The organism is Methanofollis liminatans DSM 4140, from assembly GCF_000275865.1.
GTDB lineage: Archaea > Halobacteriota > Methanomicrobia > Methanomicrobiales > Methanofollaceae > Methanofollis > Methanofollis liminatans.
On the sequence record NZ_CM001555.1, the window covers coordinates 343,919 to 357,701 of the forward strand.

The 13,783-nt window shown below is 60.2% G+C and carries 14 protein-coding genes and 2 pseudogenes; 6 read left to right on the top strand and 10 right to left on the bottom strand.

Annotation, left to right across the window (positions count from 1 at the left end; all coding sequences use genetic code 11):
• Positions 1–5: 5 nt before the first annotated feature.
• Both METLI_RS01645 and METLI_RS01650 read left to right on the top strand, forming a co-directional pair.
• Positions 6–485 (top strand): hypothetical protein, encoded by a 480-nt coding sequence (locus tag METLI_RS01645; RefSeq protein ID WP_245529386.1) that lies wholly within the window; start codon positions 6–8, stop codon positions 483–485.
• A 1-nt stretch (position 486) separates the two neighbouring features.
• A complete protein-coding gene (locus tag METLI_RS01650) occupies positions 487–822 on the top strand; it encodes a type II toxin-antitoxin system PemK/MazF family toxin (RefSeq protein WP_004037463.1) in 336 nt (111 codons plus the stop codon).
• A gap of 822 nt (positions 823–1,644) precedes the next feature.
• Here the strand turns inward: METLI_RS01650 and METLI_RS01655 are convergent.
• Positions 1,645–1,977 (bottom strand): annotated as a pseudogene (locus tag METLI_RS01655) (O-phosphoserine--tRNA ligase); the annotation flags it as partial.
• A gap of 326 nt (positions 1,978–2,303) precedes the next feature.
• Between METLI_RS01655 and METLI_RS13020 the strand changes: the two are divergent.
• Both METLI_RS13020 and METLI_RS01660 read left to right on the top strand, forming a co-directional pair.
• Positions 2,304–3,362: a hypothetical protein gene (locus METLI_RS13020; protein ID WP_004037465.1), complete on the top strand. Its 1,059-nt coding sequence runs from the start codon at positions 2,304–2,306 to the stop codon at positions 3,360–3,362.
• Between the two features lie 65 nt (positions 3,363–3,427).
• A complete protein-coding gene (locus METLI_RS01660; RefSeq protein ID WP_004037466.1) occupies positions 3,428–4,147 on the top strand; it encodes a hypothetical protein in 720 nt (239 codons plus the stop codon).
• A 47-nt stretch (positions 4,148–4,194) separates the two neighbouring features.
• On the opposite strand, the pseudogene METLI_RS01665 reads toward METLI_RS01660, so the two are convergent.
• Positions 4,195–4,527: pseudogene (locus METLI_RS01665) on the bottom strand (O-phosphoserine--tRNA ligase); the annotation flags it as partial.
• 206 nt (positions 4,528–4,733) lie between these two features.
• Between METLI_RS01665 and METLI_RS01670 the strand changes: the two are divergent.
• The gene (locus tag METLI_RS01670) at positions 4,734–5,453 is read left to right on the top strand and encodes a hypothetical protein (RefSeq protein WP_004037468.1); all 720 of its coding nucleotides are present in this window, start codon (positions 4,734–4,736) and stop codon (positions 5,451–5,453) included.
• 47 nt (positions 5,454–5,500) lie between these two features.
• Here METLI_RS01670 and sepS read toward each other — a convergent pair whose 3' ends face one another.
• The 8 genes from sepS to METLI_RS01710 all read right to left on the bottom strand — a co-directional run bounded on the left by sepS (position 5,501) and on the right by METLI_RS01710 (position 13,185).
• Positions 5,501–7,102: an O-phosphoserine--tRNA ligase gene (sepS, locus tag METLI_RS01675; RefSeq protein WP_004037470.1), complete on the bottom strand. Its 1,602-nt coding sequence runs from the start codon at positions 7,100–7,102 to the stop codon at positions 5,501–5,503.
• Entirely contained in the window at positions 7,099–8,004 is a 906-nt protein-coding gene (gene twy1 / locus METLI_RS01680) for a 4-demethylwyosine synthase TYW1 (protein WP_004037472.1), read from the bottom strand. The genes sepS and twy1 overlap by 4 nt, the downstream gene beginning before the upstream one ends.
• Positions 7,985–9,649 carry an arginine--tRNA ligase gene (argS, locus tag METLI_RS01685; RefSeq protein WP_004037474.1) on the bottom strand — a complete coding sequence of 555 codons (1,665 nt, stop codon included), beginning with the start codon at positions 9,647–9,649 and terminating at the stop codon, positions 7,985–7,987. Before argS ends, twy1 begins: the two co-directional genes overlap by 20 nt.
• Position 9,650: 1 nt before the next feature.
• A complete protein-coding gene (gene prf1, locus METLI_RS01690) occupies positions 9,651–10,922 on the bottom strand; it encodes a peptide chain release factor aRF-1 (protein WP_004037476.1) in 1,272 nt (423 codons plus the stop codon).
• An 80-nt stretch (positions 10,923–11,002) separates the two neighbouring features.
• Positions 11,003–11,500, bottom strand: a complete 498-nt coding sequence (locus METLI_RS01695; RefSeq protein WP_004037478.1) for an NUDIX hydrolase — start codon at positions 11,498–11,500, stop codon at positions 11,003–11,005.
• A complete protein-coding gene (gene queC, locus METLI_RS01700) occupies positions 11,497–12,168 on the bottom strand; it encodes a 7-cyano-7-deazaguanine synthase QueC (RefSeq protein WP_004037480.1) in 672 nt (223 codons plus the stop codon). Before queC ends, METLI_RS01695 begins: the two co-directional genes overlap by 4 nt.
• Before the next feature lie 2 nt (positions 12,169–12,170).
• On the bottom strand, positions 12,171–12,785 hold the full coding sequence (locus tag METLI_RS01705; protein ID WP_004037482.1) for a 7-carboxy-7-deazaguanine synthase QueE: 615 nt from the start codon (positions 12,783–12,785) through the stop codon (positions 12,171–12,173).
• Positions 12,772–13,185 carry a 6-carboxytetrahydropterin synthase gene (locus tag METLI_RS01710; protein WP_004037484.1) on the bottom strand — a complete coding sequence of 138 codons (414 nt, stop codon included), beginning with the start codon at positions 13,183–13,185 and terminating at the stop codon, positions 12,772–12,774. Before METLI_RS01710 ends, METLI_RS01705 begins: the two co-directional genes overlap by 14 nt.
• 168 nt (positions 13,186–13,353) lie before the next feature.
• Between METLI_RS01710 and METLI_RS01715 the strand changes: the two genes are divergently transcribed.
• Positions 13,354–13,782 carry a 30S ribosomal protein S12 gene (locus METLI_RS01715; protein WP_004037486.1) on the top strand — a complete coding sequence of 143 codons (429 nt, stop codon included), beginning with the start codon at positions 13,354–13,356 and terminating at the stop codon, positions 13,780–13,782.
• Position 13,783: the final 1 nt, after the last annotated feature.

Below are 13,783 nucleotides of genomic sequence, written 5' to 3' on the forward strand. Positions count from 1 at the left end.
TCCGTATGGATAAAGGCCAGTTCGAGCACCGGCTCATCGCCCAGAAGCTTGTTTATCTGCTGAAGCTGAAGGGTGTCGAATTTGCGTATCCGTTTCATCTCTACGTCCGGGGACCCTACTCCCCGGACCTTGCACGGGAGTACTACCAGCACGCCGACGAGTTTTCCCGGTGCGAGACGGAGCGCGCGCTCTCCCCCGTCGAAGCGGACTCTGTTGCCGGGCTCACCGGCCTCTTCGGCAAAAGCCCGTCCCTGCTTGAGATCGGGGCGACTTACGGGTATCTGGCCTACGAGATGCACCAACCGCCGCAGCAGGCATACCGGGCAGTCCGGAGGATGAAGTCCTTCTACTCCAATGAGCAGATCGTCAAGGGTATCAACCGGGTGAAGCAGTACCTCTTTGCCCCCACTGACGAAGAGAAGGCGGTGCTTGACTCCGAGCTGCAGGAGTGGCAACGAGCCGGTATCCAGTCGATGAGGCATTAGGATGCGCCGGAGCAGAGGCGATATCTGGTTCGTCGATCTTACCGACGCACGGGGGCACGAGCAGAGCGGGCTGCGTCCTGCCGTGGTGCTCGCCGTCGCCTACGGGGGTATGACCATCGCGGTCCCGCTGACGACGACCCCGGTGGCTTTTTCGTTCCCGCACACCCACGGTATCGAGAAGAGTTCACAGAACGGGCTGATTTCCAATAGTGCGGCGCTGGTCTTCCAGATTGTTGCCCTCTCGGAAGATCGTTTCGTCCGGAAGATCGGGCGGTGCTCGGTCGAGGATATGGAAGCAATAAGCGTTCTTTTGAAAGACCTGTTGGCGCTGGAATAGCGGTCTTTTCCGGCGAAAGAGAGATGTCGGTACAATCCCATCCACCTTCCCGCGACATCATGCCGCGTGGCGATTCCCCGGATACTATTCAAACGATAATTTCCGCGATTTTATTCAAACCGGGACCGTAACCTGGGGAACGCCTTGCCATGGTGCTGTATATACGGGAAAAAGCACAGAACCAAACGAGCAATTTCTATGCCTCCTACTGATCGTTCTGGGCATGCAGTTTTTCGCGTTCGTTATTCTGTTTTTAATGATGGAAAGCCTATAAATTATTCAAGGGGGGATTCTAAAAAGCCGATCGTCATTTTAATGGGGTATGGTGCACGGAGTATAGTATCCATGAACCCCCTATAAATCATACTGAGATTGCAATGCGAAATATTTCTCGTGTTTTGTATTATACCAAGGATGATCCTGAGAGATGGTACAAAGTCAACTGGATAATTGTCAGTACGTCTCATGCAGTTTACAAAACACATGGGGGGCGTGGGCATAAAGTAAGGCAGAAAATTCGCCATCAGTTATGGAGCAAAGCACAAAGAAAATACCCCGTTCTCAACAGATACTCGATTCCATATGAAATCTCTGGCGACAGTAAGTGCAAAATAAAGTGGTATTATCGGATCCTGGATTTCTTCTCTTTTTTATAGAATGGTGAAAGATCATTTGAGTATCAAACTGAATATTACATTAAATGTCGAAAAATGCTGAAGGGGATTAACTCCACTTTCTGCAGTAAAAGGGTTTGTGTCCAAAATAGTGCTCGTTATATGGTTCTTTGACCCTATTTTCTGAAGATTGAGCCCCCTCAAAAAATTATTCGAGGATCTCTCCCCGCACCGTCAAAAACACCGGCCCCCGCACATCCACCTTCCTCTTATTATCCGTAATATACCGCATCGCCCATTCCGGTATCCTCAGATTCACGTCAGAAGGCGTCTTCGCCATCTTCACCTGCACGACCACGCCCTCGCCGCAGCGGGCCGCCTCCTCGATCCTGGCCGCGGCGAGATTCGCCGCCGCCGTCAGGTACGAGATCCCGGTCGGGGCGCCGTTCGCCCGGACGTCCGCGAACTTCTCGGTGTCCGGGACGCCGAGCACCTTGCCCTCCTGCACGAAGACCTCGTTGAAGGTCGCGGGGCCGCAGAGGCAATCGAAGCGCTGGACACTTTCGGCACCGTTCTTTTTTTTAGTGGGCATGAGGGGTCCCGATCCGTGACATACGCCACTGTAGGGTCTCATCCCCTTCCCGGTCCGGCGAGATCGACGCGACAGGTAAACGATTGCGTCAGAAGTCGTATATATTAAAACAGCCATATTTGGTGATGTGGAGATCAAACTGGTCTCCCGGCGGGGGTCCGCCGTGTTTTCGAGACGCTGACGGTGCCCCGCACTGCCCGGAGGCATGACAATGTACTCTTTTCTAATACTTAAGGGTGTGTTTCGTTCCTCCGAGAAAGACTGGAGGTAAACGAATGAAAACAAAACTTTATACTGGGATTCCTCTGTTTCTGGTTATCCTACTGGTCTGTACTGTGGTCCCTCCTGGCGCAGCTGAGAATCAAACGTTGGCTCCTATAAACATGAGTCAACCTTATGTCTATGAGATTCGCGATCTGAGCAACCCAATTACTGAATCTGAAATTATAGATTTGCGGAGCAACCTTATTTCAAAGCAAAACCATTTATTCCGTTCAACCGAAGGGGATGGCCCAACTCTTGCCTATGCAAATCCGAGGATCTTAGATAATGGAACAATCGTGGCTTATGGGTTTTATATTGATCCTGAAGGTACGACTCACCAATTGATCGGTGTTGTCAATGACGAAAGTTGTATTGACGACATGTATGAGATAGCCAATCAATGGCTTGAAAATATGAGTAACGAACAGAATCTTCTATCGTCCTCAGATGTTCAGGATGGTTGGGATTGCTTCTCACAGGATGACCTCTATTATGAAGCCGAGCCGTATGGGTTAGTTGAGAACAACTATGAACTGTATCGCAATATCGAAGAAGATGATCCAGATCAGGACTGTTATGCAGTTAAACAATTTTTTTCAATGGAACCTGGATTTCATAGGTGGAGAGAAGATAACTGGAGTAAATGGATTAGTGAATCGGGTTTTTGTTGGAACGACTGGTCATATGCCCCCAACTCCCTTAGTTCCTCGTTACATAACCGCCAACCTTTCGGAACCTATGTGGGACCAACAACCCTTCAGTTATCTCTTTATCCGGAACCATGTATGTCTTGGTCGCTAATCCTTGATTCTGTCTCCATTGAGGATAACAGCGATCCGGTTACTCAAACAGCACGATGGGATATGTCATTTAACTCTGCCGAAGCGCAAAAAACAATACAGGGGTGGAGAGTAGGGAGTTCTATATTAGCAGACGTTCCTAACGTTGCCGGGGAGTATCATCTGACACGTCTATATGTTGATGGAAAATTTGTTGATCCCACTTCACCATGGTATGATCGCCAGTATCGGGATCTCAGAACCGCTTGGGATTTCTGGGTTGATTATTAAATGATTACTCAATCATTTCTAATCTTTATTTTGATTCCCATTGAGCAAAAGTATGGGTGACAACCATGCACACATCATATTTCATACCCGGACTCTTTCTTCTTCTCATCTGCACCGCAGGCTGCAGCGGACTTACGGACCGGACCTTCACCCTCCCTGCCGAAACATCGGGTCCGCCGCTCACCGCCCTCTGGGAGGGGGCCGTGGAGGCGACCGGCATCGACGAAGAGAGCGGTCTGGTGAGCGAATTCACCCTGCTCAGGGGAGGGGACGGCCATATCGTCCTGATGGACCTCTCTTTCTCCGGTGACGTGAACGGAGAGCGACGACACTTCAATGCCTACCGCCGGCAGAGCGGCACCGTGACGGTCAGACCGATCGCAGAACGTTCTCCCGCGGGCCTCCGCCATCCCGGCCGGGTCTTTAAGGATCTCGAAGCCCTCGGTTCGAACACCTCGTTCTGGGAGAACGACTGGAGCATTCACCTGAAAAATATCCGGGGCGCGACCTACAGGAGTGAATCCTTCCCGGTGTATCTCCTGGAGAACGGAACCCTCGTCTCTCTCGATTGGGTCTCGACCGCGGGTGCGCCGTCGCAGGTCTATTACTTCTCCTTCTGCAAGACCGGGGTCTTCGACGGGTCCGCAGCGAGTGAGCAGGGAGGCGGTGCCACGGCATTCGTCGGCCGGGGCGAGTGTTCCGTCATCTTCACGCCGGAAGAACTGGAAAAAACGTCGTACCAAAAAATGGATGGGGGAGAGGACGATCTCGTGTCCCCCTCATAAAACAGCGGCGAGGTGTCGGGCCCGGCACGAGAGGGTCGCCGGCCCGTTCACTCCCCGATCTCCGCCCGCACCGTCAAAAACACCGGCCCCCGCACATCCACCTTCCGCTTATTATCCGTAATATACCGCATCGCCCATTCCGGTATCCTCAGATTCACGTCAGAAGGCGTCTTCGCCATCTTCACCTGCACGACCGCCGCCTCCCCGCACCGGGCCGCCTCCTCGATCCTGGCCGCGGCCAGGTTCGCCGCCGCCGTCAGGTAGGAGATCCCGGTCGGGGCGCCGTTCGCCCGGACGTCCGCGAACTTCTCGGTGTCGGGGACGCCGAGCACCTTGCCGTCCTGCACGAAGAGCTTGTTAGAGGTGGCGGGACCGGAGAGACAATCGAAGCGCTGGACACTTTCGACACCGTTCTTTTTTGTAGCGGGCACGAGGGGTGCCGATCCGTGACATGCGCCACTGTAGGGTCTCATCCTCTTCCTGGCCCGGCGAGATCGACGCGACAGGTAAACGATTGCGTCAGAAACGGTATATATTGAAACGGACATATTTCAGGCAGCGGCGACCGGAGGCGCGAGTGACAACCATGAACACACCATATCTTATACCCGGACTCTGTCTTCTGCTCATCTGCACCGCAGGCTGCAGCGGACTTACGGACCAGACCTTCACCCTTCCTGCCGGGGTGTCGGGTCCGCCGCTCACCGCCCTCTGGGAGGGGGTCGTGGAGGCGACCGGCATCGACGAAGAGAGCGGCATGGTGAGCGACTTCACCCTGCTCAGGGGAGGGGACGGCCATATCGTCCAGATGGAGCTCTTGTTCTCCGGTGACGTGAACGGAGAGCGCCGGTACTTCGAGGCCTCCCGCCGGCAGAGCGGCACCGTGACGGCCAGGTCGATGACCGGCCTCTCCCCCGCGGGCCTCCGCCATCCCGGCCGGGTCTTCGGGGATCTCGAAGCCCTCGGTTCGAACACCTCGTTCTGGGAGAACGACTGGAGCATCCACCTGAAAAATATCCGGGGCGCGACCTACAGGAGTGAATCCTCCCCGGTGTATCTCCTGGAGAACGGAACCCTCGTCCCTCTCGATTGGGTCTCGACCGCGGGTGCGCCGTCGCAGGTCTATTACTTCTCCTTCTGCAAGACCGGGATCTTCGACGGGTCTGCAGCGAGTGAGCAGGGAGGCGGTGCCACGGCGTTCGTCGGCCGGGGCGAGTGTTCCGTCATCTTCACGCCGGAAGAACTGGAAAAAACGTCGTACCAAAAAATGGATGGGGGAAAGGACGATCTCCTGTCCCCCTCATAAAACGGTGGCGAGGTGTCGGGCCCGGCACGAGAGGGTCGCCGGCCCGTTCACTCCCCGATCTCCCCCCGCACCGTCAAAAACACCGGCCCCCGCACATCCACCTTCCGCTTATTATCCGTAATATACCGCATCGCCCATTCCGGTATCCTCAAATTCACATCAGACGGCGTCTTCGCCATCTTCACCTGCACGACCACGGCCTCGCCGCACCGGGCCGCCTCCTCGATCCTGGCCGCGGCCAGGTTCGCCGCCGCCGTCAGGTAGGAGATCCCGGTCGGGGCGCCGTTCGCCCGGACGTCCGCGAACTTCTCGGTGTCGGGGACGCCGAGCACCTTGCCGTCCTGCACGAAGACCTCGTTGAAGGTCGCCGGGCCGCAGAGGCGCGAGTTCTCCTCCGGCTCCTCCACAAAGACTCGGATCTTCCTGCCCGCGAACGCCCCTTCATACGCGAGGAACGAGCACGGCCCGGAGGCGGCGGCGTTCGCCGTCGCCGTGGCGACGATCGCCGATACGAGCCGCCGCCCCTCGACGGTCCGCGGCTCTTCGCGCAGGCCAATCGCCGCCGCGATCTCGCGGTCGGTGAGGGTCCGGGGGAAGAACTGCGGGTGGGTGAGCTGCCGAACGTCGTTGGACTTATAGAGGATCATCGCCAGGCGCTCGACGCCCAGGCCCAGGTTCATCACCGGGACGCCGACGCCGTACTCGCCCAGGGCCGAGGGCGAGTACATCCCGAAAGTGGCGACCTCCACCCACCCGATCTCGGGGTGCTTCGCATACACCTCGGTCTGGGTGTCGGGAATATAGTATTTCGAACGCTTCTCGTCGGGGCGGAACTGGAAGTCCTCGAAGCCGAAGGCCGAGAGCAGGGCCTCGGATACGGCTTTCCCGTCATCGATCGTCACGTCCTCGCCCGCGATGATGCACGAGGCCGAGTGATAGGTCATCAGGCGGGTCGGCCCCTCCTCCTGCTCCCGGCGGAAACAGCGGTCGATCGAGAAGAGGCGGATCGGGTGGGCGTAGTGCTCCCACATCGCCCCAAGAGAGAGGAACCACCCGCTCGTCATGTGCGAGCGCAGCGTCGTCCTGGACGACTCAGGGGCGAGGTTCCGAAACTCGGGGAAGACCGAGTCCAGGATGTGGACCACGAGGCCGTCGTCGATCGCGAGGTCGGCGGCGATCTCGTGGGTCAGTTCGTCGCCGTCGATCGTCGCCTTCTTGTAGGCGTGGAAGGTCCGCTGGAGTTTTTCCTTCACCGTCTCGGGGGCGACGGCGAAGTTCTCCTCGTGCGACGCGATGATCGCCATGATCTCGTCGAGCTGTTTATCCGAGATCCCCACGTTCGGCCGCGGCAGCCCGCCCAGGTAGAAGACCCGGTCCAGGACGGCGCTCGCCTCGGGGCCGAACTGCCGGTAGACGTCCGATTCCTCGATCATCACCGGGACGCGTGCCTCGTCGAAGCCCATCGAGAGGTAGACCTCGCGGAGGCGCTGGATCGTCTCGGCGATCGGGTGCGGCGCCGCCCGCCGGTAGGCCTTCCGCGGATAGGTCTCCGCAAGGGACGGGGGCGTCAGCACCTCGGGGCCCCGGTGCCACGCCGTTTCGAAATCGCTCCTTGACAGTTCCTTCCGCTCTTCTGGATCAAATCTCATACTTCTCTCTCCATCAGGACCACCCTGGATATCGGGCTCTCGTCGGTGATCCGGTAACTGCAGTGCCCGGCGATCGCCTCGGCGAAGCGGCGGACCTCCTCGTGCTCCGGCATCGCACTCCGTGAGAGGCGTTTTCGACTGTATCCGAGATACATGTATCCCTTCACCTCGATGAAGGTGGCGCCCGAGGCTTCGTAGATCGCCGCATAGCCCTCGGGGTCGAAATCGTTCTTCCCCTTCACGAGGGTCGTCCTGACCGCCGACCGCCGGGCGGGGAGGAGCGAGAGGCTCTCGTGGATCCGGTCCCAGTAGTCCTCCTGCGGGTTGCAGAGGGCGAGGTAGGTCTCCCTATCGGGAGCGTCCACCGAGATGTAGGTCTGGTACGGACGGCACCGCCTGATCATATCTGGCATCGTCCCGTTCGAGACGAGAAACGTCGTGTAGCCGCGCTCGTTCAAGAGGTCGATGTATTCGGGGAGGTGGGGGTAGAGCGTCGGTTCGCCCGAGAGGGAGATCGCCACCATGTTCGGGTCCAGCGCCTCGGCGAACCGCTCGGAGGTGACGTACTGCGAGACCTTGTAGCCGGAGAGCGCTTTTTTCTGGAGGGCGGGCAGGGCGTCTGCGATCTCTTCGGGGGTGCAGAACCGCTCATCGGTCGTCTCGTGCTCGAACGAGCGCCAGCAGAAGAGGCAGCGCTGGTTGCACCGCAGGGTCGGCGTCATCTGGACGCAGCGGTGGCTCTCGATCCCGTAAAACTGGTGTTTGTAGCACATGTCGCCGCCGCGGAGCGTCCGCTTGTTCCACATGCACGGCTTGACCGCGGCGGTGGCGTCGGGGGCGACGAACTGGTAGCCCTGCTTGCGCAGGGCGATCCGTCCCTCCTCACATGGTGCGGATGGCATCGATCCCCAGGGTCTCGAGGGCTTCTTTCAGGGTGTTCTGCGCCGCGGCGACCAGGGTGAGCCTGCTCTGCAGGGTCTCGCCCTCGCTCTTGAGCACCGGCACATAGCGGTAGAAGGTGTTGAACTGGTCGGCGAGCTCGCGGGCATAGGCGGCCAGCAGGTGCGGGCGCAGTTCCCTGACGACGCGGTCGATCACCGCCGGGAACCGGGCGATCTGTTTGGCGAGGGCGATCTCGTGCGGGTCTGAGAAGACGAAGGCGCGCTCGAACGCACCCGCCTTCTCCAGGATCGAGCAGGCGCGGGCGTGGGAGTACTGGACGTACGGCCCGCTCTGCCGCTCGAAATCCAGGGCCTCGTTCCAGTCGAAGACCGTTGATTTCTCCGGCGAGATCTTCACGATATCGTACCTGACGGCGGCCAGGGCGACCGCACGGGCGATCCCCTCGCGCTCCTCCTCGGGGAGTTCGGGGCGACGTTCCGAGACCTCGGCGAAGGCCTTGTTCGTCACCTCGGCGATCAACTCGTCGGCAGAGACGAACTTGCCGGCCCTCGTCGACATCGAACCCTCGGGCAGGGAGACGAACTCGAAGATCACGATCTCGGGCGCCCTCTCGCCGAGGAGGCGCATGGTGCACTGGAGCTGCGAGCCGATCAGCTTGTGGTCGGCCCCCAGGACGTCGATGGCGCGGTCGAAGTTCCGGCTCTTCCAGGTGTGGTAGGCGAGGTCGCGGGCGGCGTAGACCGAAGTCCCGTCGCTCCTGCGGATGACGTAGTCCTTCTCGAAGCCGCACTCGGTGAGGTCGATAGAGAGAGTGCCGTCGTGCTTTGCCTGCGGCAGGCGCTCGATCTTCGCGATCACCCGCTCCATGTCGCCGTTGCGCACGAAGTCCGACTCCCAGACAAAGCGGTCGTGGGCGACGTTGAGGTTCTTCATCGTCACCTTGAAGCCGTCCAGGCAGTGGGAGACGACCTCGCGGAAGTTCTTCCTGGTCTCGGGGTCGCCGGCCTCGATCTGCTGCATCAGGCGGTCGACCTCGGCCGTGATCGTCTCGTCGGCCTCGATCGCCCGGTTTGCCGCCACGTAGACGCGTGCGATGTGGTGGTCCGACTTCTCGCCCTCCTCCGCGGGCAGGGGGTTGTGGGAAAAGCCCCAGGAGACGATGGCGATCTGCCGCCCCATATCGTTCACGTAGTAATGGACTTCGAGGGGATAGCCCGCCTTCCTGAAGGCGCGTGCAAGGGTGTCGCCGATGATCGAGTTCCTGATATGCCCGACGTGCAGGGGGCCGTTCGGGTTGGCGCTCGTGTGCTCCAGGATCACCCGCTCGCCCCGCTCGGGGAGGCGGCCGAAGCCGGGTTCGAGGGCCGCTGCAACGGCGTCCCTGACATACTCGCCGCTCACCTGGAAGTTGACGTACGGCCCGGCCGCCTCGACCGTGATCCCGGTCCCCGCGAGGCGTTCCCTGAGGTCTTCTGCCAGTCCGGCCGCAATCGCCGCCGGGGCCTTCCGCTGTTTCTTCGCAAGGGAGAATGCGATGGGGGTGGCGAAATCCGCATGCTCGCCGCCCTCGCCGAGGTCCACCGTCTCCTCGCCGGTGCACGCCTTGAGGGCCGCTTCAATCTGCCGATATGTGTTGAAATACATTTCAATATCCCGTCCTGTACCTGAGGATCGCCGCGATCCCGCCGAAGGCGGAGTAGAGCACCGACCCTTCTTCAAATTCGTCTGATATGATCTCGACCTTCGTCCCGCTCGCGTCGGCGAGGGCCGTGAGTTCGTCGATGATGTCGCTTTCTTCCTCGATCTGGAGGGGGGCGCTGCACTTCGGGCAGTTTCCGAGTTCGATGTCCCTGGTCGTCTTTCCAGACTCGCTCTTGATCGTCCGCTCCTCTGAGTAGCCGCAGGCCCCGCACCTGATCTTCAGGCGGGACTCGCGCAGGCGGTCGGAAAGGAGGAGGATATCGACTGATCCGGTCTCAAGGTTGGCCCGGACGCTCTCCTCGCCATAGGCGGCAAGCCCGTCGTCCTTGACCAGTTCTTTGAGGAACCGGTTCATCAGGTCTTTCTCCTTGACGACCGCCATCCCCTTCAGGACGTCGGCGGCGGCGTCGACGAGTTCGGGAAGCCCGCTCTCGTTCGTATAGGCGACGTCGAAGAGGCCAAGGACTCTCTTCTGGACCTCGTGGTGGAGGTATCCGCCCTCGGCGAACTCCTCCTTCGTCGGCGAAGGCCCGCCGATCAGCAGCCCCTTGAACCGCTCGAAGAAGTCCTTCTCGGCCATGAAGATCTCGCTCGAATGGTCGCCGACCTTCTTGTAGAACTCGTTGATCGCGATCAGCCGCAGGCGCTGGAACCGGGCTGCCGACTGCCCGCCCTTGCGCTGTTTGCCCGGCACCGTGGAGGTGGAGCCGCCGATGGGCTCGATCCGGTTGCCCCGCAGGAACCCCCAGTACGCCTCACGCCGGTCGATGACCAGGAGGCCGTAGACGTACTTCTCCTCGAGCATCGCCTTGAGGGGTTCGAGCTCGAAGTTCGAGGAGCAGCGGTACATATAGAGGCCGAGGGGCTCGGGCGGATAGACGATCTCGCACTGGAGGTCGGTGCGGTCGCCGACCGTATTGATGCTCCCGCAGAAGATGGCCATCCCGTTCTCGGGCGGCTTCTTGAAGTACTTCAGCCTGGAGAGGATGGAGGAGATGGCGCTCTGGACATTGGTTTTTGTCTGTTTGCTCTTGATGTTCGAGCACTGGCCGAACTCGTCGCGCAGCTGGGCGGTCACGTCGTAGATCTGTTTGTCCGGGGGGATGTAGAGGGAGATCAGCTCCGTCCCGCTCCCCTGTTTAGCCTCCAGCCGCTCGAGCATCTTTTTGAACTCGTAGCGCAGCCTCGCCGGGTCCATCTCCTCAATTTCGGTCATCTCTTATTCACCAGTGTTCAAAGCTAGTACGTATTCGATTCAGATTCCTATAAACCACACGCATCAGGCGAACCGCCCTCTCAGCCGAGGCACCTGAAGGCCAGGGCGATCGTCTTTGCGTCCGAGATCCGGCCGTCCCGGCACATGGCCGGAAGGTCGGCGAGCGGCACCCGCACGACCTCGATCTGCTCGTCGTCGTCGGGAGAAAAGGCCGAGGAGGGCGAGAGGGCCCGCGCCTCGAAGAGGTAGACCCGCTCGTCCGAGAAGCCCGGCGTGGTGTAGATGAACCCCCGCGGGATCATCTCCCCGGCGGCGAGGCCGCACTCCTCGATGATCTCCCGGCGTGCGGTCTCGATCGGGTCTTCCCCCTCCTCCAGGGTCCCGGCCGGGGCTTCGTAGATCCACGCCCCGATCGCGAAGCGGTACTGCCTGAGGAGGTAACAGTGGTCGTCCTCGATCGGGAGCATCGCCGCGGCGTTTCCCGGCTTCACGACGACCCGCTCCCGCTCGGTCCCGTCGGGCAGGGTGAAGCGGTTCAGCTCCACCGAAAGCCTCCGGCCCCGGTAGATCTCGGTCACGGCCTCACCCGGTACGGGATCGGGTCCTCGATCCCGAGGGCGCGGAAGGCCTCGAGCCTGAAATGGCACGAGTCGCAGGTCCCGCAGGCGACCTCGTTCTCGGTGTAGCAGGACCAGGTCTGGTCGTACGGCACGCCGAGGTCGAGCCCCTTCTGCACGATCTCGGTCTTGTTCATGTGCACGAAGGGGGTCATCAGTTTGATTGTCCCGCCGGCGGCGGTGCCGAGGTCCACCGCCCGCTGGAAGGCCTGGATGAACTCCTCCCGGCAGTCCGGGTAGCCCGAGTAGTCAGAGGACTGCACCCCGATGAACACCGCATCGGCGTCGCGGGACTCGGCAAAGCTGACGGCCATCGCGAGGAGGTTGGCGTTCCTGAACGGCACATAGGTCTTCGGGATCCCCGCGTGCCCCTCGCTGTAGTCCTCAACCGCAATCCCCGGATCGGTGAGGGCGCTCTTGCCGAACTGCGAGAAATACCCGACGTCGATCTCGAGGAACTCCTCGGCCCCGAGGAGGCCCGCGACCGTCCGCGCGCATGCCCGCTCCTTCGCCTCGGTCAGCTGGCCGTAGTTGAGGTGGAGGGCGAGGATATCGTAGCCCATGTCTTTTGCCACGTAGGCGAGGGTGGTCGAGTCCATCCCGCCCGAAAGAAGGCATACCGCTTTCATCCTTATTTCATCTCCAGGTACTTGTGGAGCTGGATCTGGAAGCGCACCGGCAGCCCGGTATCGATCACCCAGGCGGCGATCTGCCGCTCGTCTGCCCCATAGACCGGCGAGATGAAGATCTCGCCGCGGGCCGGGCAGTGGGTGAGCACCTTCTCCGCGAAGGCGAGGTCGTCCTCCCCGGCGACGACGAACTTCACGCTGTCGGCGTCGCGGGTGTACTGGAGGAGAGAGAGATCGCTCTTCTGGCCGGAGGACGGGCACTTCACGTCCATGCAGATCGAGGCGAAGGGCTGGACCGGCCTGAAGTCGATCGTCCCGTTCGTCTCGATCTCCACCGAGTAGCCCATCCGGTGAAGGCGGCGGCACGCCTCGACGACCTCGCCCATCTGGAGGAGGGGCTCGCCGCCGGTGATGCAGACATTGCGGCACTTCATCCGCCAGATCCGGTCGAGGACGGCGTCCACCGTCATCGCCTTCCCGGCCTCTTCTTCCTGCGACTCGGGCGTATCGCACCAGGCGCACCGCAGGTTGCAGCCCGCCAGCCTGATAAAGGTGGTCGGGCGCCCCTGGTGCTGCCCCTCGCCCTGCAGGGATCCGAATATATCACAGACCAGCATAATCGATCTCCGCATAGCAGGTCTGCGCTTCCCAGACCCGGACCTTCGTCACCCGCGCGTCGGTCCCTTCCCTGATGCACGCCTCGTTGAGGAGGTCGGCGATGATCTCCGCAAGCGCCTCGCTCGTCGGGTCGCCGGCGGTCGTCACCACCTCATGGAACTGGCGGATGCAGGGGACCATGGGATCGTCCTCGTTGAGGATCACCTGGTGGTCGAACCGGTCGGTCACCGCCCTGATGCAGTTGAAGTCGATGAGGATCCCGGTCCGTTCGTCAGGCGTGCCCGCGATCCATACCTCCACCCGCCATCGGTGCCCGTGCAGGCGGTTGCACTTGCCCACGTAGTGGAGGAGGCGGTGGCTTGCGTCGAAGGTGGTTTCTTTGTAGATGCAGGTGACCATCACTCCATTATTCGTCCGGCGGGCATATAAGATTATTATAGAGAACATCCCATGAATAATACCAGATTTCGGAACGATGGACAATATATAAATTCGTTCCGCGCCTTGGTATTATACCACAGTGAAGGGTATCCACATCCAGAAATCCGACTCTAAAGAGGGTATTCAATGGGAATGGGAAAATTTGCAGCCAGAAAAATGAAGCGTGATGCCAACAAGACTCGTTGGAATGATGTCGACTACGCACGCCGTGAATTGATGCTCGATGTTAAGTCCGACCCCCTCGAGGGCGCCCCGCAGGCCCGCGGTATCGTGCTCGAGAAGGTCGGTGTCGAGGCGAAACAGCCGAACTCCGCTATCCGTAAGTGCGTGCGCGTGCAGCTGATCAAGAACGGCCGCCAGGTCACCGCCTTCGCGGTCGGCGACGGCGCGATCAACTTCATCGACGAGCACGACGAAGTCACCATCGAAGGTATCGGCGGTCGTCTCGGCCGTTCGAAGGGTGATATCCCCGGGGTCCGCTTCTGCGTGACCAAGGTGAACGATGTCTGCCTCCAGGAAATGGTGCTTGGCCGTAAGGAGAAGCCGCGCAGGTGAT